16 protein-coding genes and 1 other RNA gene are annotated in these 16,846 nt (G+C 69.6%); 2 read left to right on the top strand and 15 right to left on the bottom strand.

Annotation, left to right across the window (positions count from 1 at the left end; translation table 11 throughout):
• Positions 1-8: 8 nt before the first annotated feature.
• Together ffs and ACFQE0_RS02355 are read right to left on the bottom strand one after the other, a co-directional pair.
• Positions 9-107, bottom strand: an RNA gene (ffs, locus tag ACFQE0_RS02360) — signal recognition particle sRNA small type.
• 55 nt (positions 108-162) lie between these two features.
• Positions 163-1,671 carry an undecaprenyl-phosphate glucose phosphotransferase gene (locus ACFQE0_RS02355; RefSeq protein ID WP_378966723.1) on the bottom strand — a complete coding sequence of 503 codons (1,509 nt, stop codon included), beginning with the start codon at positions 1,669-1,671 and terminating at the stop codon, positions 163-165.
• Positions 1,672-2,724: 1,053 nt separating this feature from the next.
• Between ACFQE0_RS02355 and ACFQE0_RS02350 the strand changes: the two genes are divergently transcribed.
• Positions 2,725-3,144 (top strand): helix-turn-helix domain-containing protein, encoded by a 420-nt coding sequence (locus tag ACFQE0_RS02350; protein WP_378975215.1) that lies wholly within the window; start codon positions 2,725-2,727, stop codon positions 3,142-3,144.
• Between the two features lie 28 nt (positions 3,145-3,172).
• Here ACFQE0_RS02350 and ACFQE0_RS02345 read toward each other — a convergent pair whose 3' ends face one another.
• The 4 genes from ACFQE0_RS02345 to cbiE are packed head-to-tail and all read right to left on the bottom strand — an operon-like array spanning position 3,173 to position 6,883.
• A complete protein-coding gene (locus tag ACFQE0_RS02345; RefSeq protein ID WP_378966721.1) occupies positions 3,173-4,492 on the bottom strand; it encodes a cobyrinate a,c-diamide synthase in 1,320 nt (439 codons plus the stop codon).
• The gene (gene cobM / locus ACFQE0_RS02340) at positions 4,489-5,268 is read right to left on the bottom strand and encodes a precorrin-4 C(11)-methyltransferase (RefSeq protein WP_378966719.1); all 780 of its coding nucleotides are present in this window, start codon (positions 5,266-5,268) and stop codon (positions 4,489-4,491) included. Before cobM ends, ACFQE0_RS02345 begins: the two co-directional genes overlap by 4 nt.
• Positions 5,265-5,699 (bottom strand): cobalamin biosynthesis protein, encoded by a 435-nt coding sequence (locus tag ACFQE0_RS02335; RefSeq protein WP_378966717.1) that lies wholly within the window; start codon positions 5,697-5,699, stop codon positions 5,265-5,267. Before ACFQE0_RS02335 ends, cobM begins: the two co-directional genes overlap by 4 nt.
• The gene (cbiE, locus tag ACFQE0_RS02330; protein WP_378966715.1) at positions 5,678-6,883 is read right to left on the bottom strand and encodes a precorrin-6y C5,15-methyltransferase (decarboxylating) subunit CbiE; all 1,206 of its coding nucleotides are present in this window, start codon (positions 6,881-6,883) and stop codon (positions 5,678-5,680) included. Before cbiE ends, ACFQE0_RS02335 begins: the two co-directional genes overlap by 22 nt.
• On the opposite strand from cbiE, the gene ACFQE0_RS02325 reads away from it, so the two are divergent.
• A complete protein-coding gene (locus ACFQE0_RS02325; RefSeq protein WP_378966713.1) occupies positions 6,858-7,694 on the top strand; it encodes a cobalt-precorrin-6A reductase in 837 nt (278 codons plus the stop codon). The genes cbiE and ACFQE0_RS02325 overlap by 26 nt on opposite strands.
• Here the strand turns inward: ACFQE0_RS02325 and cobJ are convergent.
• From cobJ to ACFQE0_RS02280, 9 genes are read right to left on the bottom strand one after another with little or no spacing between them, the layout of a single operon-like run.
• A complete protein-coding gene (gene cobJ / locus ACFQE0_RS02320; protein WP_378966711.1) occupies positions 7,661-8,422 on the bottom strand; it encodes a precorrin-3B C(17)-methyltransferase in 762 nt (253 codons plus the stop codon). The genes ACFQE0_RS02325 and cobJ overlap by 34 nt on opposite strands.
• Positions 8,419-9,198, bottom strand: a complete 780-nt coding sequence (locus ACFQE0_RS02315) for a precorrin-2 C(20)-methyltransferase (protein ID WP_378966709.1) — start codon at positions 9,196-9,198, stop codon at positions 8,419-8,421. Before ACFQE0_RS02315 ends, cobJ begins: the two co-directional genes overlap by 4 nt.
• The gene (locus ACFQE0_RS02310) at positions 9,198-9,860 is read right to left on the bottom strand and encodes a precorrin-8X methylmutase (RefSeq protein ID WP_378966707.1); all 663 of its coding nucleotides are present in this window, start codon (positions 9,858-9,860) and stop codon (positions 9,198-9,200) included. Before ACFQE0_RS02310 ends, ACFQE0_RS02315 begins: the two co-directional genes overlap by 1 nt.
• Positions 9,857-11,122 (bottom strand): precorrin-3B synthase, encoded by a 1,266-nt coding sequence (locus ACFQE0_RS02305; protein WP_378966705.1) that lies wholly within the window; start codon positions 11,120-11,122, stop codon positions 9,857-9,859. The genes ACFQE0_RS02310 and ACFQE0_RS02305 overlap by 4 nt, the downstream gene beginning before the upstream one ends.
• Positions 11,119-14,472 carry a cobaltochelatase subunit CobN gene (gene cobN, locus ACFQE0_RS02300; RefSeq protein WP_378966703.1) on the bottom strand — a complete coding sequence of 1,118 codons (3,354 nt, stop codon included), beginning with the start codon at positions 14,470-14,472 and terminating at the stop codon, positions 11,119-11,121. The genes ACFQE0_RS02305 and cobN overlap by 4 nt, the downstream gene beginning before the upstream one ends.
• 42 nt (positions 14,473-14,514) lie before the next feature.
• Positions 14,515-15,549, bottom strand: coding sequence for a cobalamin biosynthesis protein CobW (gene cobW / locus ACFQE0_RS02295; RefSeq protein WP_378966701.1), 1,035 nt, complete (start codon positions 15,547-15,549; stop codon positions 14,515-14,517).
• Entirely contained in the window at positions 15,546-15,923 is a 378-nt protein-coding gene (locus ACFQE0_RS02290) for a DUF1636 family protein (RefSeq protein WP_378966699.1), read from the bottom strand. Before ACFQE0_RS02290 ends, cobW begins: the two co-directional genes overlap by 4 nt.
• Entirely contained in the window at positions 15,916-16,644 is a 729-nt protein-coding gene (locus tag ACFQE0_RS02285; RefSeq protein ID WP_378966697.1) for a CbtA family protein, read from the bottom strand. Before ACFQE0_RS02285 ends, ACFQE0_RS02290 begins: the two co-directional genes overlap by 8 nt.
• Positions 16,645-16,660: 16 nt before the next feature.
• A complete protein-coding gene (locus ACFQE0_RS02280) occupies positions 16,661-16,837 on the bottom strand; it encodes a CbtB domain-containing protein (RefSeq protein ID WP_378975213.1) in 177 nt (58 codons plus the stop codon).
• Between the last annotated feature and the right edge of the window lie 9 nt (positions 16,838-16,846).

Below are 16,846 nucleotides of genomic sequence, written 5' to 3'. Positions count from 1 at the left end.
CTCATGAGAGGTGGGAGGCTGGACAGAGACCCGCTCGGTCTCGTTAGGGCTGCTTCCTTCCGGACCTGACCCGGTTGGCGAGTGAAACGTCCCCCGCCAACCCCCCGCCGGCTATATGGCCGTCTCGCCCGGGGAACGCAAGCCGCCCGTGAGGCTCTCCGCTCAGAACGCGTTGCGGTAGGCGCGACGCGAAATCACGGTGAGGATCATGATCTGGATGTCGAGCCAGATCGACCAATGGTCGATGTAGAACAGGTCGTGCTCCACGCGGCCGGCCATCGCCTGGTCGGTCTGGGTCTCGCCCCGGAAGCCGTTCACCTGCGCCCAGCCGGTGATGCCCGGCTTCACGTTGTGGCGGCGGGCGTACAGGGCGATCCGCCCCTCGAAGCTCCGGTCGTGGGCCAGCGCATGGGGGCGCGGGCCGACGAGCGACATGTCGCCGAGGATGACATTGAAGAGCTGGGGCAACTCGTCGAGGTTTGACCGCCGCAGCAAGGCGCCCACGCGCGTGATGCGGCTGTCGTTGCGCGTCGCCTGTTTGAAGACCGCAGTGTGGTCCGCCTTCATGGAGCGGAACTTGAAGACGTCGAAGGGTTGCTGGTTGAAGCCGTAGCGGCGCTGGCGGAAGAAGACCGGGCCGGGGCTGTCGAGTTTGATCGCCACGGCGATCAGGGCTAGCAGCGGCAACAGCGCGAAGAGCGCGAGCAACGCCACCACGACGTCGAAGCAGCGCTTCAGCACGATCTCGCCGAGATTCAGCGGACGGCGGCCGATATTGATGCCGGAGACCTTGCCGACGCGGGCCACCTGCATGTCGGGGAAACGGTCGAGGACCGTGCCGGGGCGCAGGTGCAGGGCGGCGGGGACGCGCAGGAAGGCGTCGATGCAACGCTCTACCTCGGCGGCGTCGGCCCAGGGCACGAGGACGAACACGTCGTCCGGCCGCAGGAATCGCACGACCGAGACGGCGAGGTCGAGGTCCTCCTGAAGCTGCTCATAGCGCGTCGCGGCGTCGGCCTGGGGATCGGTGCGGCGCAGGTAGCTGGTGCCGACGACGCGAAGGCCCGGCCCGTCCGTCTGGTTGCTGGCATAGAAGGCCTGGATATCCTCCTCGTAGCCGACGAGGTGCACGCGGCTGACCGTCGGCGAAGCCGGACTCAAGCTGCGGCCGATCAAGCGGCTCATCGTCAGACGGCTGGCGAACAAGGTCGGCAAACCGGCGAAGAAGACGACGAGGGAGACGAGACGGGAATAGTCCGTGGTCGTCTTGGTGAGGAAGCCGATCACCAGCACCACCGCCCAGGCCACGAACCACAGCGACACGGCCCGCCTGAGACCCGCGCGACCTTCGACGATCCGGTCGAGCGCATATTCACCCCGCAGGGCATTGGTGGTGACGATGATAAGGCTAAGAAGTGCTGAGAGCTGAAGGCCGCGCGTTTCGGTCGGCCATGCGTCGTCATGGGCAAAGAGCACCCGATAGCCGACCTCGCTCGCCAGCGTCACGCCTGCGATGGCCGCGAAATCCGCCATCGCCGCCGCGACGGACAGCATGACCCGCATGAAGCCGCGACCACGCTGCGGCAGCACTCCCGCCCACACACGGCGGCGGCGAGTCGTGCCGCTCAGCGTGATCGGCTCGTACGATTGTGGGACCCGCTCCTGAAGCATTGGTCTGCCTGTGCCGTACCAATCGGTATCTGTGCCGTTTTGAAACGAACGCGGTTTCGAACGCGGCTCTCACAGGGATCGTGAGCAAGCCTCGAGCCCGCCGCCTCGACACACCTCCCATGGCTCAGTGGGAGGGGTCGTTGTCTCGTTCCATCGCGGGGCGGACGCGGCGTTCCGCACCCCCACTGATCTTTGGATAGGCTTGACCGTGAAGAATCCGGGAGCAGTAACCGCAGAATCCGCGCTCCGCAACTCCGTGGAATACTTAAAGTGATTCGTGCCGGGCCCCTGAGGGAAGTTACCGGGGCTCATATTCAGCGCGAGTCCCGCCGTCAGGCCAAGGAAATGCCTTGCGTCCTACGCAGGGGTGCCAAGAATTTATGGACTCGAGTTGCCAATATATCGTTCTATTGTAGATTATCGTACGAAAGATAGCACCTGCTTGTGACCGACTCCATTCCTTTTCTCTATGCCCGGCACATAAACCGCCGTCGGTGAGGACTGAGGAGCCCGCCGGATACGCGTTTTGTATTCAGAATGCGAATTTGGCATTTTCTTGGCTCGTGGCTGCCCTGTGAACGAACCGTTAAGCTGCTGAGCCGAGAGCAAGGAGTTTGGTGGAGGGCATGGCTCTGCCGGCTGAAAAGTTAATGACTTTTAACCCTTAAAAACTGCACACATATGTGTGTATGGCATACAAACTCTTCTCCCTGGGCTTCTCGACCGAACGTTCTATCTAGATGGTTTGGCTGCTAATCTTTGGCAGTTGCAAAAATCAGCAAGATACAACCTGTAAAACAACCGGCTAAAGTGACACGAAAGCGCTCATAATCGCCTCCTAAACCTGAGGCTGTATCGCATGACTTGCAGGATCGAGCGAATTGGATCTAGTGATTGATAGCGGTGTAGTGACACACCGAGCCGGGAAGTCCGAAAGCTGCTCCCGGTAAGCACGCGAAAACGGGGTTTGGGTCAGTGGAAAACGGCGAGCACAACACAATGGACCTTTCATTAAAGGTCGCCCGTCCGATGGCGAAGGACGGGACGCCACCCCTGATGCCGAAGCAGACGACTGATGTGGATCGGCTGGTCGGCTTGCGGATCACCGCCCTGCGTAAGGCGCGCGGACTCAGCCAGACGGCTCTGGGCAACGCCGTCGGCGTGACGTTCCAGCAGGTCCAGAAATACGAGAAGGGTCAGAACCGCGTCGGCGCCGGCCGTCTGCGTGAGATCGCCCGGCTGCTAGAGGTTCCGGTTTCTGCCTTCTTCGATGACAACACGACCTCCGACGGCCCGCAGGAGGATGTCTTCAGCTTCCTCAACGCTCAGGGGTCCGTGGAATTGCTGCGCGCCTATACGCAGATCGTCGACGACCAGATGCGCCGGGATGTTCTGGCCCTCGTCCGCAGTGCCGCCCGCCTCGCGCATCTCCGCGCCAACGGAAACGGGGACGAGAATATTCCCCAGGCGTAACGACCTGACCCTTCCCTTTCAGTAACTGTCACTCGCCGGCCGCGATCAGATGGAAGAAACTTCCACTGACGTGGCCGAGCCGATGCCCCATGAATCCGAGATCAGTTCCTTCGGCATCGGTAATTCGGGCGAGCGCGCTGGCTTCGTCCGGCGGCTCCGAAGTGACGCTGGCATAGTGGAATTCGTGCCCGATCAGGCGGGCGCCGCGGCGTCCGAGCGTTCCATCTCCGGTGAGTCGAGCCACGCGGTAGCCGAGATGCAGTTTCCGGCGACGGTAGGACGTCGCCACGGGCAGAAGTCCTAGCATGGGATGGATCGCCCCCTCGGCATCCTCGAGGCTTTCACCCAGCACCATGTAGCCACCGCATTCGCCGTGAACCGGGCGAGTCCGAGCGAAGGCGCGGGTGCCTTCCAGAAAGCGCTGTGCGGCGGCGATCCGGCCCGCATGGAGTTCTGGATAACCCCCCGGTAGCCAGCAGCAATCGCAAGTCTCGGGCGGCGCCTCGTCGGCCATGGGCGAGAACGGCACGAGTTCGGCCCCAGCCTCCCGCCAACCCCGCTCCATATGCGGGTAGAGGAAACTGAACGCCTCGTCCTGAGCGATGGCGATGCGCTGCCCCGGTGGCGGCACGAGGGAGCGCTCCGCCCCCGGAGGGACCGATCCGCCCGCGGCCTCCACGAGTGCGGTGAGGTCCAGCCCGGCCTCGGCCATGTCGGCCAGCTTCTCCAGCCGGGCGGCAAGATCGGCAGTCTCGCCCGCCTGGACGAGGCCGAGATGGCGCTCCGGCAGCACCAACCCCGCCTCACGTGACAGGGCGCCGAACACCCTCAAGCCCGCCTTTTCCATCCCCGCCTCCACGAGACTGCGATGACGGGGACTTGCGACCTTGTTGAGGATCACCCCGGCAATGGTCAGGCGCGGATCGTAGACGCGGCAGCCGAGTGCGACGGCGGCGGCCGATTGGGCCGCGCCCGAAACGTCGATCACCAGAACGACCGGCCAGCCGTAACGCGCGGCGATGTCGGCATTGGCGCCGGACCGGTTCTCGACGGCGCGAACCCCATCGAACAGGCCCATCGACCCCTCCGCAAGGACGAGATCGGCCTGCGCGGCCGAGGCGCTCGCCAAGGTATCGAGCAGGGCGGGGGGCATGGCGAAGCTGTCGAGGTTAAAGCTCGGCTCACCCGTGGCGGCCCAGTGGAAGGCGGGATCGATGTAATCAGGCCCGCATTTCGCGCCCCGGATGCGCAGCCCCCGGCGGCGCAAGGCGCGCATCAGCGCCAATGTGACGGTCGTCTTACCCGACCCGGAGCGCGGCGCGGCGACGAGAAGGCCCCGCGCGCTCATGGTGATTTGCCCCCGACGGCGCCGTTCGGCCGGAAGCGGCGATCGTAGTCGGCAGCGTAAAGAGCGCTTTCCCGGAATTCGCGGGCGTCCAAAGCCGGCCCGACAAAAATAATTGCGGTCCGCTCTAGGGTTGCAGCATGCACAAGTTGTGGGATCGTCGCCAGCGAGCCGCGTATCACGGTCTCGTCCGGCCACGTCGCCCGGAAGACGACGGCGGCGGGACAATCGGCCCCGTAATGGGGCACGAGTTCCTGCGCGACGGCCTCAATGACATGGATCGACAGGTGGATCGCCAGCGTCGCGCCGGTGGCGGCGAAGGCGGCCAACCGCTCGCGCTCGGGCATGGCGCTGGCGCGACCGGAGGTCCGGGTCAGCACCACGGATTGCGCGAGGCCCGGCACGGTCAGCTCCCGCTCCAGAACCGCGGCCGCCGCCGCGAAGGAGGGTACGCCGGGGGTGAGGGTGTAGGGGATGCCGAGCCGGTCGAGGCGGCGCAGCTGCTCGGCCAGGGCAGACCAGATCGAAAGGTCGCCCGAATGCAGCCGGGCCACGTCCTGGCCTTGCGCGTGAGCGGCCTCGATCTCGGCCATGATGGCGTCGAGGGAGAGGGGCGCTGTATCGATGATCCGCGCGCCCGGCGGGCACCAGGACAGGATCTCGGGGGCGACGAGAGAGCCGGCATAGAGGCAGATCGGGCAGGCGGCGATGCGATCGCGGCCGCGCACGGTGATCAGGTCGGCCGCGCCCGGCCCCGCGCCGATGAAATGGACGGTCATCCTTCAGCCCTCTGGCGGGTTTCGCGGCGGAAGGCCAGTGCGCAGGTGACGCTGCCGCTGGCGATCCGAGGAAGCGCGAGCTTCGCGCCCGGCCCCGCCGCAGCCAGGGCCGCCGCCTCGCATAGCGAGCCGACGCCCCGCAAGGACTCGATCCGCGCCGACCGGGTTTCGACAGCGGCATCGCAGGCCGTGAGCGCGTCCGGGGCGACGCCCTGGGGCGCGAGGCCAAAATGTTTCGCCGCTTCGCGGATCGCCGGATCCCCCGCCCGGTCCAGGGCGGTGGCGATGACAGCCAGATGCTCCGGCTCCGCCTGGGCCGCTTCCAGAGCGCGCGCGATCAAAGCGGTGATTTCGGCTGCCTCGGCGCTACGGCGGAAACCGATTCCGGCGACGAGCGAACGAGCCGCGCTCACGACTTGGTCCAGGCCCATTGGGTCACGGGCATCGCCATGCGCCAGCCCTGAAGCCCGCCGACCGGCGCGGCACGGCCCACGGTGAAGCGCCGGAGGCTGCCACCCCGTCCGGCATAGGCCGCGAGCAGGGCGACCTCGCCCTCGAGCGTCACCGCATTGGCGACGAAGCGTCCGCCCGGCCGCAGGGCCCCCGCGGCGAGGTCGATCAGGCCGGGTTCGGACACGCCCCCGCCGATGAACACGGCATCCGGCGGCGCGAGCCCGTCCAGAGCGTCCGGGGCGCGGCCGAGCACGACCGACAGGCCGGGCACGCCGAGCGAAAGGGCATTGCGGCGGATGCGCTCCGCCCGTTCGGGCTTGGCCTCGATGGCGGTGGCCCTCAGCGAGGGCGCCCGCAGCATCCACTCGATCGACACGGAGCCCGCGCCCGCGCCGATATCCCACAAATGCTGTCCCGGCTGCGGCCGAAGGGCCGAGAGGGTCAGCGCGCGGATCTCCGATTTGGTGAGTTGGCCGTCATTCTCGAACAGGGCGTCGTCCAGCCCGGGCGCCAGCGGCAGACCCTCGGCCTCACCCTCGACCTCGGTCGCCAGGGTGTTCAACGGATCGATCCGATCCAGGTCGAAAGCCTCGGCACGAGCGCTGCGGATCCGCTCGCGCGGGCCGCCCATCGCTTCCAGCACCGTGATGCGGCTTGCCCCGAAGCCGCGCGCGGTCAGGAGCGCGGCGAGCGCAGCGGCGGTGCTCCCGTCCCACGAAAGGACGAGCAGGCTCGCGCCCGGCCGCAAATGCGGGATGATCCGCTCCAGGGCGCGCCCATGCAGGGTGACGAGTTCGCATTCCGCCAGAGGCCAGCCGAGGCGGGTGCAGGCGAGGCTGAATGCCGAGGGCTGGGGGAAAGCCGCGATCTCGTCCGCCGGGACGAGCCGGGCGATCTCGGCGCCGATGCCGTAATGGAATGGATCACCGGTGGCGAGGATGCAGGTCGGCTGCCCCCGCCGGGCGAGGATACCAGGATAGGCCTCGTGGATCGGGCTCGGCCAGGAGCGCGTCTCGGCCGTGAGCGGCCCGGCCAGCTCGAAATGGCGGCGTCCTCCATAGACGACCTCCGCCGCGTCGAGGGCGGCGGTGGCGGTGGGCGAGAGACCCGCGCGCCCGTCCTCGCCGATCCCGACGATGGTCAGCCAACGGCGGCTCGACATCGGCTCACCGGGCGGGGACAAGGCGGCCATGCCCGATTCCGCGACGCGACTTCTGATCCTCGGCGGCACCACGGAGGCGACCGCCCTCGCGAAGGCGCTCGCAACCGACCCCGCCTTCAAGACGATTCTGTCCTTGGCCGGGCGTACCCGTACGCCGATGGCCGCGCCCGTGCCGGTACGGATCGGCGGTTTCGGTGGGGCGGAAGGTCTCGCCCGCTTTCTGGCGGAGGAGGGGATCGCAACGTTGATCGACGCCACCCATCCCTTCGCCGCGCGGATTTCGGCGAACGCCGCCGAGGCCTCGCGGCTCGCCGGAATTCCGCTGCTTGCGATCCGCCGCCCGGCCTGGGAGGCCGGGGAGGGCGATCGCTGGATCGAGGTCGAGGATATGGCGGGGGCGGCGCGGGCGCTCGGGCTCGTGCCGCGCCATGTCTTTCTCACCATCGGTCGTCAGGAGGTGGCGGCCTTCGCGGACGCGCCGCACCACGCCTATGTCGTGCGCAGCATCGAGCCGATTGGGGACACGCTGCCGGTGCCGAGACTCACCACCATCGCCGCGCGCGGCCCCTTCGATGCCCAGGACGAGGCGGCCCTGATGCGCGAGGCGGGTATCGAGGTGGTGGTCAGCAAGAATGCCGGAGGCGCGGCGACCTATGGAAAGGTCGTCGCGGCACGCAGCCTCGGCCTTCCGATGGTGATGGTCCGCCGTCCGCTGAAACCCGATGTGCCGAGCGTGCCCGACGCGGCGGGGGCGCTCGCATGGTTGCGGGCGGGGGGTCACGCCGCACCCGGCACGCTGCGCAGGGTGTAGACGAACGGCGCCTTGCCCTCGCGCGGGATCAGCCGCGTACCGCTCGAGCCGAGGATCACGATCGTCGCCATGTCAGCCTGCGAGGCTTCGGCCTCGGAGAGGGTCGTCACGCGGATCGCCTCGTCCGGTCGGCTGATGGCGCGGGCGAACATCACCGGGGTCTCGGGTGCCCGGATGCTGGAGGCGAGGTCGAGCGCCGCCCCGAGTTGCCAGGGCCGGGCCTTGGAGATCGGGTTATAGAGCGACACGACGAAATCCGCCCGCAGCACCGCCTCCAACCGCGCAGTGACGACCGGCCAGGGCTTGAGGTTGTCGGACAGGGACATCGCGCAAAAATCCCCGCCGAGCGGGGCGCCGAGCCGCGCCGCCGCCGCGAGCATGGCGGTGATGCCGGGCTCGACGGTGATGGCGAGGTTTCGCCAGCCGGGCTCGCCCTGCTCCACCGCCTCGAATACCGCCGCCGCCATGGCGAAGACGCCGGGATCTCCCCCTGAGACCACCGCGACATGCCGACCGGAGGCGGCGAGCGCCAGGGCATGACGGGCGCGGTCGACCTCCACCCGGTTGTCGCTGGCATGGCGAACCAGGCCCTCGCGCTCCGGCACGCGGGCGACATAGGGGAAATAGCCTATCAGATCCGTCGCCCGGTCGAGGGCGTGGCGGGCGGACTCGGTCAGCAGGGACGGATCGCCCGGCCCGAGCCCGACCACCGTGACGCTCCCGCTCACGGGCGTCGGCCTTCGCCCGGAACGAGGACCATGGAGAAATACGGCGCGTCGTCGTCCGCCTTCACTTCGAGCGGGATGACCCGCTCGCCCGGCATGGTCCCGCGCTCGACATAGACCGCGCGGGACAGAAGCCCCGCCTCGGTCAGCGCCTTGCGCACCTTCGGCAGGTGCCGCCCCAGCTTCATCACCACGGCGGCGTCGGTGCCGCGCAGGCGCTCGACCAGCGTGTCGAAGGACAAGGTCGCCGGGAGCACGGTGAGGACGTCGTCGCCCCAGGTGATCGGCGTGCCCGCTCGCGTCCAGCAGCCGGACATGCCGGTGACGCCGGGGACGACATCCACGGGGAAGCGGTCCTTCAGGCGCCGCCACAGATGCATGAACGAGCCGTAGAAGAAGGGATCGCCCTCGGACAGGATCGCCACGTCCCGGCCCGCGCCGAGATGGGCGGCGAGTTTGTCCGATGCCTCGTCGTAGAAGGTGGCCAGGGCGGACACGTAGTCCGGATGCTCCGGGTGAAGCTCGGTCGTGTAGGGATAGGCGAGCGCCATCTCCCGCGACGGATCCCGCAGGATCGCATCGGCGATGCCGCGCGCATTGCCGCGCTTTCCCTGCTTGCAGAAATGCACGAGGACCGGCGCCCGCTCCAGGATGCGTCGCGCCTTCACGGTCAGCAGGTCGGGATCGCCCGGCCCCATGCCGACGCCATAGAGCGTGCCCGTCGTCGCCATGCGCGGCAGGTCTTCCGTCTCGCCCTCGAAGGGCATGAGCCCGTCCATCACTCGACCTCGCTGGCGAGCGCGTTGACGGCTGCCGCCGTCATGGCGCTGCCGCCCCGACGCCCGTGGACGACGACGAACGGCACTCGTCCGTCCCGCGCCAGGGCCTCCTTCGATTCCGCCGCACCCACGAACCCGACCGGGATGCCGATGATCGCGGCTGGGGGCGCAACGCCCTCGTCCAGCAATTCGAGCAGGCGGAACAGCGAGGTCGGCGCGTTGCCGACCGCCACCACGCTGCCCGGCAGGACCTCGCGCCACAATTCCATCGCCGCCGCCGAGCGGGTGGTGCCGAGCCGCTGCGCCATCTCCGGCACGCGGGAATCGCGTAGCGTGCAGATCACCTTGTTGTCCGCCGGCAACCGGGCACGGGTGACGCCATCGGCCACCATGTGCACGTCGCAGAGGATAGGCGCCCCGGCTTTTAGCGCGGCGACGCCCGCTTCCGCGAAATCGTCCGACATCTCCACGTCCTTGGGCAGATCGGTCATGCCGCAGGCATGGATCATGCGCACGACGCAGCGTTCGGCCGCGCCGCTCCAGCGGGCGAGATCGGCCTCGGCGCGGATGATGGCGAAGGACTTCGCGTAGATCGCGCCGCCGTCGCGGACATAGTCGTAACGCGACGCGTCTGGCTGCACGGCGTTCGGGCTCGCGCTCATGCGGGTCTCCGGTTCCTCCCGATATCGATGGAAGCCGGCGCGAAGGCGGCGGCAAGCCCGACACTTGCCGCCCTTCCTAAACGCTCGAGCGCCGCCTCGATAGGGACCTGAAGGGACAGTGTGTCGCTCGGATTTCCGCCGATGACGATGCCGTACTGGCCCTCGCGTCCCACGAGGGTTAGGTCGGCCGGGCCGGGCTTGGCGCAGCCCTTGGCACAGCCGGAGACATGCGCCACGAGACCCCGCGCCGCCAGCGGCCGGAAGGCGTCCGCTACACGCGCGGCATCCAGAAGCGTCGGCGTCGAGCCCGAGGCGCAAGCGGGCGCGCCCGTGCAGGCGGCCACCGCCCGGCGGGGATCGTCCGCCGTGGTGATGAAATTGCCGGCGAGGTCGGCGAGGCCGACTCGCTCCAGGCAGGTGGGACGCAGGACGATCCCACGCGAGGGCGACAGGCGCAGTTCGGGTGCGCCGCACCGCTCCGCGACGGCGATCAGACGTTCCCACGCTGCGACGGTGCAGCGTCCGAACGGGGCGTCGAGGGCGAGGACGGGATGGCCATCCTGCTCGGAGAGGCCGGGCACGGCGGACGCGTCACCCGTTGCCCAGCCCACCTCCGTCATGGCTTCGCTCCACTCGCCATGACGAGAGAAGGCGAGCATTCCGGCAGTGACATCGCGCATCCGGCGCTGGCCTGTCGCGGCAAAGGCGGCGAGCAGGTTGCGGATGGTGGAAGGGGTGTCAGTTGAACTTACGTTCCCAACCGGCCGCCCATCTGCGAGCCCGGCGATGATCGCCACCCGGCCCCCTTCCAATGGAAGAACGGACAGGTCCGCCTCGTCCAGCATCATGCCCACGGCGACGAAGGTCTTGGGCGGCAGGCCCAGCACCGCGCGTCCCGCCACCTCAATGGCGCTTGCGAGGGCGGCAATGTCCTGCCCGGCGAGCGGGCTCGTCAGGGTCAGGCGCTGCGGGCCGCCATCCGTGCGGGTGTCGCCGAGACCGGCCGCGTCGAGAAGGGCGGCCAGCGGCGCTGTGGTGGCCTCGCTGACGCCCCGGATCTGGAGGTTCGCCCGCGCCGTCAGGTCGAGATGGCCGTTGCCGTAGCGCTGGGCGCCCTCGGCCACGGCGCGGGCCTGCGCCAAACTCAGCACGCCCAGCGGCGGATGGATGCGCGCGAGGAGCCCGTCGCCGGTCGGCATGGGCCGCCGGAGACCGGGGCACCAGCCCCGTCTGGCCGCATCGGGTAGGGCGCGCGAACTCATTCCGCCGCCTCGCCCATCAGCGCGTCGGCGGGCAGAGCGTTGCGGCGGCTCGTCCAGAGGCCGCGCTCACGCGCCTCGTCGAACCGGTCGAGGATCGCCCGCGTGGCGGCGGGGTTGGCAGCGCGCAGGCGCTCGAATACGTCCGGGTCGGCGATCCAGGCGGAGTAGAGGGTTTCGAACCCGGCATCGGTCACGGCATCGCTCCCGGCGGCGAGCACGAAGACCGCATCGAGCCCCTGCGCCAACTCCTGCGCCCCTCGATAGCCGTGGCGCAGTTGTGCCGAGATCCAGCGCGGATCGGCGAGCCGCGCGCGGATCAGCCGGGCCGCATCCTCCCGCGCGGTCCGGGCCTTGGGCCTCTCCGGCTCGGAAACGTCGAGGCTGTAGAGGGCCGGGCTCGCGCCGGAGAGGCTCGCGGCGGCGGCGAACCCGCCCATGGCATCGACCGCCGCATCGCCGTCGAACAGGTCGCGCTCCGCCACGTCGAAGGCATGGGCATAGGCATCGGCCTGGGCGATGCGCTCGCCGAACCCGGCATCCGGCCCTTCGCGGTCGCCATAGGCGTAGCCGCTGGCCTCGAGATAGGCCCGGCCGAGATCGGCGCGCGCCTGCCACTCCCCATCAAGGGCGAGGGAGGCCGCGCCCGCGCCGTAACGGCCGGGGGCCGCCCCGTAGACCCGCGCCCCGGTCTCGCCCCGGCGGGCGGCGGCGGCGAGGGGGTTGTCCTCCTCGTCCTCGTCGCGGGCGGCGACGGCGCGCACGGCCCGGTCGAGCAGCGCCAGTGTGTCGGGGAAGGTGTCGCGGAAGGCGCCGGAGACCCGCATCGTGACATCGACGCGCGGGCGATCGAGCACCGCGAGCGGAAGCACCTCGAAGCCGGTGACGCGGGTGCTGGCATGGTCCCAGACCGGCCGCACGCCCATCAGCGACAGGGCATGGGCGACGTCCTCGCCCCCGGTGCGCAGGGTCGGCGAAGCCCAGAGATCCATGACGATGCGGGCGGGATAGCTGCCCTCGTCCTGCAAGTAGCGCGTCACCACCGCCTGCGCCGCCTTCTCGCCGAGCAGGGTCGCGGCCCGGCTCGGAATGGCGCGGGGATCGAGGGTGGTGAGGTTGCGCCCTGTCGGCATCACGTCGAGCCGTCCGCGCGAGGGCGATCCGGCGGGGCCGGGGGGCACGAAATGGCCGTCGAGCGCCGCAAGCAGCCCCGCCCGCTCCCCCGCCGCGCTGGCGCGGATGAGCTCGGGCGCATCCTCGGGGGCGCGGCCGAAGACGTGAAGCCCATCGCGAAAGGCAGTCTCGCCGAGGTCGCAGAGATGGGCGTCGAGGGCGGTCAACGCGTCTTCCATCGGCGCGTCGGCCGGGATGCCCGCACCCGCGAGCAAGCCGTGGCCCTCGGCTTCTTCGAGGATGGCGGTGGCGAGCAGCTTCGCCCGGCGCGGGTCGAGGATGGTCGCGGAGGAATATTCCTCCACCAATTCCCGCAGACGCGCCGTCTCGGGCGGCAGCCCGGCGCGGGCGATGGTGGGGGTGAGGTGCCCGAGCGCAATCCCGCCGAGCCGGCGCTTCACCGGGGCGGCCTCGCCGGGATCGTCTACGACGAAGGGATAGATCACCGGCAGGGAGCCGACGCAGAGCGAGGGCCAGCACAGGGGCGACAAAGCCACCGCCTTGCCCGGCAGCCATTCCGTGGTGCCGTGGGTGCCGAGTTGCACCAACGCGTCGAAGTCGCGGCGCAGGCCGAGATGGAAGGCGCAATAGGCGTGGGTCGGCACCTGGTCGGGGTCGTGGTAGCCGGCCTTGCGGTCGGCATCCTGCCCACGGTCGGGTTGAAGGAACAGAGCGCAGACGCCGCCGATACTGCGGAAACGGAACGCGCCCTCGCGGCAATGCGGATCGTCCGCCGGATCCCCCCAGGCGTCATGGATCGCGGCGCGGGGTCCTTCGGGCAGAGTCTCGAGCCAAGCGGTATAATCCGCAAGCGAAACGGCGAATGCTGCCTCGCCCTCGGTCAGCGCCCGCATCAGCGCGTCCGTCTCAGGGAGATCCGGGGCGGCGTAGCCTGCCTGCGCCAGATCGGAGAACAGAGCGCGGGCGCTCTCGGGCGTGTCGAGCCCAACCGCGAACCCCGCCCGTCCGCCGCGCGCGGGGTAATCAGACATCACCACGGCCAGCCGACGCTCGGCCGGGGGGAGGGCGGCCAGCCGAAGCCAGCCATGCGCTCGCTCGGCCAGCGCCGCGATGCCCTCGGGGAAGGGGACGAGCCGCCGCTCGGAGAAGCCCTGTTCCTCGGGGGCTTCTTCCTTGAACGCGACCGGGAAGCCCGCGAGCCGCCCGTCGAATTCCGGCAGGGCGACCTGCATGGCGAGGTCGGATGCACTCAACCCCCGCGCCGAAGCCTCCCAGGCTGCACGGGGTGAGCCCACGGTGAAGGCCTGGAGGACCGGGCAACCCGCACGGTCAAGGATGAACCCGGCATCGTCCCGCGCGGAAAAGGCCGTGGCCGCGATCATGATATCCGGCCGCTGGGCGGCGAGAGCGGCCTTCACGGCGGCCACTGCCTCAGGATCCTTGAGGCTCGACACCGCGAGCGTCATCGTGCCGATCCCACGCTTGGCTAATGCGTGAGCCAGGGCCTCGAAGGGTGCGGTGTCGCCGCCAAGGATGGCCGAGCGGTAGACGAGGAGGAGGGCGAGGGCTGTTCCGGCTCGATTTCCGGCGACACTTCCATCACCGCTCGCAATGGCGCCGGGGGATGGCAACGCTGCACGCCCGGCTGCCAGCGCGACATCCATCGCCACCGGCCCGCAGCCGGGGCACCACGCGAAGCCGCGCGGCAGGGGTTCCGGCGGCTCCGCCGGGCCTGCATCGCCCAATTGCTCCGCCAGCCGCTGGAACATCCGGCGCAGGTTTTCCGGCCCGCCCGCGCGGAAGTGACGGTCGAGTTCATCGGCCAGGGCGGGATCCGTGGAGAAGGCCGCGAGGCGCGGATCGGGCCTGTCGTCCCCCGGCAGCACGGCGAGCACGACGCCGTTCGCCCGCGCCGCCTCGGCGCAGCGCTCCACCCCGTAGCGCCAGTAATCGAGCCCGCCCAGACAGCGGATCACCACGGCGCGCGCCTTCGCGATCACCTTGTCGACGTAGAGATCGACCGAAAGTGGGTGGCGCAGCTTGGCGAGCTTGGCGAGCCGGAGCGACGGCAGGCCGGGGGCCGAGGCGTGGGCGCGGGCCAGCCCGGCGAGGTCGCTATCCGTGAAGGACAGAACCACGAAGTCGCCCGGCTCCTGGCCGAGATCCACCGCCGCCTCGCCCTCGTCCAGGGAGACCGTATCGACGCGCAGGAGGTGCATGGTGCCCTCCCTAGCCGGCGCGCGGCAAGGCCGGCGCTGGGATCATCCCGCGAGCGCCTTCGCCACCGCGTTCTGGTCGAAACCCTTCAGGCCGATCACCACGAGGCGGCCGTCGCGGGCCTCGCCCGAGCGCCAGGGACGGTCGAAATGGTGCGACACCCGGCGCCCGACGCCCTGCACCACGAGGCGCATGGGCTTACCCTCGACCTCCACGAACCCCTTGATCCGCAGGACGCCCTCGGTCTCTGCCGCCTTCTCGACACGGGCGGCGAGGTCGCCCGCTGTCACGGCAGCACGCACCGGCAGGGCCACGGTCTCGAAATCGTCGTGGTCGTGATCCTCGCCCTCGCCGTGATGCGAGGGGCGGTTGGCGAGGTCGTCCTCGGCCGCCGCGCCGAGGCCCAGCAGCACGCGCGGGTCGATGGCGCCGTTGGAGGTCTCCACCAGCTTCACGGCACGGGGGAGATGGCCCTCAACCTCGGCGCGCACCTTGGCGAGACCGGCCGCATCCATCAGGTCGGCCTTGTTGAGCACCACGAGGTCGGCACAGAGGAGCTGATCCTCGAACACCTCTTCGAGCGGGTTGTCGTGATCGACGCTCGTATCCGCCGCGCGCTGGGCGGCGAGCGCGTCCGGGTCCTCGGCGAAGGCGCCGGTCGCCACGGCAGGCCCATCCACCACCGCGACGACGCCGTCGACGGTCACGCGCGAGCGGATGGCGGGCCATTGAAAAGCCTGGACCAGCGGCTTCGGCAGGGCGAGGCCGGACGTCTCGATCAGGATGTGCTCCGGCGGCTCGGCGCGGGAGAGCAGCGTTTCGAGAGCAGGCACGAAATCGTCGGCCACGGTGCAGCAGATGCAGCCGTTCGGAAGCTCGACGATGGAGTCCTCGGTGCAGCCCTCGACGCCGCATGCGGCCAGGAACGAACGGTCGAAGCCGACATCGCCGAACTCGTTGACGAGGATGGCGAGCTTCCGGCCCTTCGCATTCTCCACGACGTGGCGGACGAGCGTCGTCTTTCCGGCTCCGAGGAAGCCGGTGACGATCGTGCAGGGGATCTTCGCGACGATGGTCATTCGGCGGCCTCGGGGCGCGGGGGAAACGGAGGGATGCGGGCGATGACGCCCGAACGGAATTCCTTGGGGCGCTCGCGCCAGGGCACGATGCCGTCCGATGTCCCGGCATAGGCGCCGATGCCCGCCAGGATCGTCTCGGCCGCCTCGGCGGGGTCGAGATCTCCGTAGACGTAGGTCCAGCGTCCGGGCGACGCGACCGCCACCGTGCAGGGCCGCTTGCACACCGACAGGCACTCCACCGGCTCGACGCGCAGGGCCCCTGCGCGCTGCACCAGTTCGGCATGGAGCCGCGCCCCGGCGCGGGGCGCCTCCGGGTCGTCACCCTCCCGTCGGCATGTAGTGCAGACGTAGAGGATCGTTTCCGCCTCAGGCATGGCGGGCGCCCTTCGCGGGGGTGAAGCTCTGCCACGCCCAGCCGAAGCCGAGGCCGATCATGGCCCAGAACACCGCGCTGATCGCGAGCGACCGAGCGGCGAATTGCGCGGCCAGCGTTGCCGGGAGTTCGGACGTTCCCGCCGGGGGCTGTGGCGCGCCCACGACATGCGGGGCAACGATCAAGACGAGGCCACCGAGGATGGCGATAAGCGAGCGGCGGACGCCGATCAGGTAGAGCCCCATCGCGGTGCCGACCGCCGTCATGGCCCACCAGACCTGCCGGGCGAGGATCGGTGCTGCTTCCTGTCCCGGCAGTTCCGGCGGCAGGCCGAGGGCCGGGGCGAGGGCGACGCTGGCGAACCCGGCCAGCGCGAAGGCGAGCCCGGTCTGCAGGGTCGGCTCGCGGCCGAGCGCCATCAGCACCGCGCCGAGGAGCAACGCGTAGCCGACACCGCCGACGAGGGTTGCGAGCCCGGTGAAGGCCATGCGCTGGAAGCCGGGTGCGGGTTGCCATTCGGGCGCGGCATCGGGCGCCGCGTGGTCATGCCCCGAATGGGCGAGAATGATGGGCAGTGCCTGCGCCGCGCGGGTGGGCTCCCGCGCCTCGTACCGTTCCGCCTCGATGATGAGGGGAGAGGTCAACGCGAGTTGGAGCCCCGTGGCGACGATAGCCGCGAGGAAGCCGGCGGCCAGTGCCGCCGACAGAAGCCTGAGGATCATCCCTGGCGCGTGGGCGTCAGTGGCAGGGGAAGTTCTGAGCGTGCCGGAAATCGTGCGCCGCGTTGTGGAACGCGATGGCCGGCGAGAAGCCGGCCATGAACACGAGGCCGAGGCCGAGGAAGGCCGCCATGGCGACCGCGAGCAGGCGCTCGTTCGAGCGGATCGCGACGGGGGCGAGGGTCGTGGTCGTCATCATGGCTCT

The sequence above is a fragment of the Methylobacterium komagatae genome (assembly GCF_042661665.1).
Taxonomy (GTDB): Bacteria; Pseudomonadota; Alphaproteobacteria; order Rhizobiales; family Beijerinckiaceae; genus Methylobacterium; species Methylobacterium komagatae.
This window is presented reverse-complemented; position numbering and strand designations above follow the sequence as displayed.

Bases quoted from the DNA above. Each gene is read 5' to 3' on its own strand.
- ACFQE0_RS02335 (WP_378966717.1), bottom strand. From the start codon at position 5,699: ATGGGCCTGGACCAAGTCGTGAGCGCGGCTCGTTCGCTCGTCGCCGGA.
- cobN (WP_378966703.1), bottom strand. From the start codon at position 14,472: ATGCACCTCCTGCGCGTCGATACGGTCTCCCTGGACGAGGGCGAGGCG.
- ACFQE0_RS02310 (WP_378966707.1), bottom strand. From the start codon at position 9,860: ATGAGCGCGAGCCCGAACGCCGTGCAGCCAGACGCGTCGCGTTACGAC.
- ACFQE0_RS02355 (WP_378966723.1), bottom strand. From the start codon at position 1,671: ATGCTTCAGGAGCGGGTCCCACAATCGTACGAGCCGATCACGCTGAGC.
- ACFQE0_RS02305 (WP_378966705.1), bottom strand. From the start codon at position 11,122: ATGAGTTCGCGCGCCCTACCCGATGCGGCCAGACGGGGCTGGTGCCCC.
- ACFQE0_RS02285 (WP_378966697.1), bottom strand. From the start codon at position 16,644: ATGATCCTCAGGCTTCTGTCGGCGGCACTGGCCGCCGGCTTCCTCGCG.
- cobM (WP_378966719.1), bottom strand. From the start codon at position 5,268: ATGACCGTCCATTTCATCGGCGCGGGGCCGGGCGCGGCCGACCTGATC.
- ACFQE0_RS02280 (WP_378975213.1), bottom strand. From the start codon at position 16,837: ATGACGACCACGACCCTCGCCCCCGTCGCGATCCGCTCGAACGAGCGC.
- cobW (WP_378966701.1), bottom strand. From the start codon at position 15,549: ATGACCATCGTCGCGAAGATCCCCTGCACGATCGTCACCGGCTTCCTC.
- ACFQE0_RS02345 (WP_378966721.1), bottom strand. From the start codon at position 4,492: ATGAGCGCGCGGGGCCTTCTCGTCGCCGCGCCGCGCTCCGGGTCGGGT.
- ACFQE0_RS02290 (WP_378966699.1), bottom strand. From the start codon at position 15,923: ATGCCTGAGGCGGAAACGATCCTCTACGTCTGCACTACATGCCGACGG.
- ACFQE0_RS02315 (WP_378966709.1), bottom strand. From the start codon at position 9,198: ATGGACGGGCTCATGCCCTTCGAGGGCGAGACGGAAGACCTGCCGCGC.
- ACFQE0_RS02325 (WP_378966713.1), top strand. From the start codon at position 6,858: ATGGTCAGCCAACGGCGGCTCGACATCGGCTCACCGGGCGGGGACAAG.
- cbiE (WP_378966715.1), bottom strand. From the start codon at position 6,883: ATGTCGAGCCGCCGTTGGCTGACCATCGTCGGGATCGGCGAGGACGGG.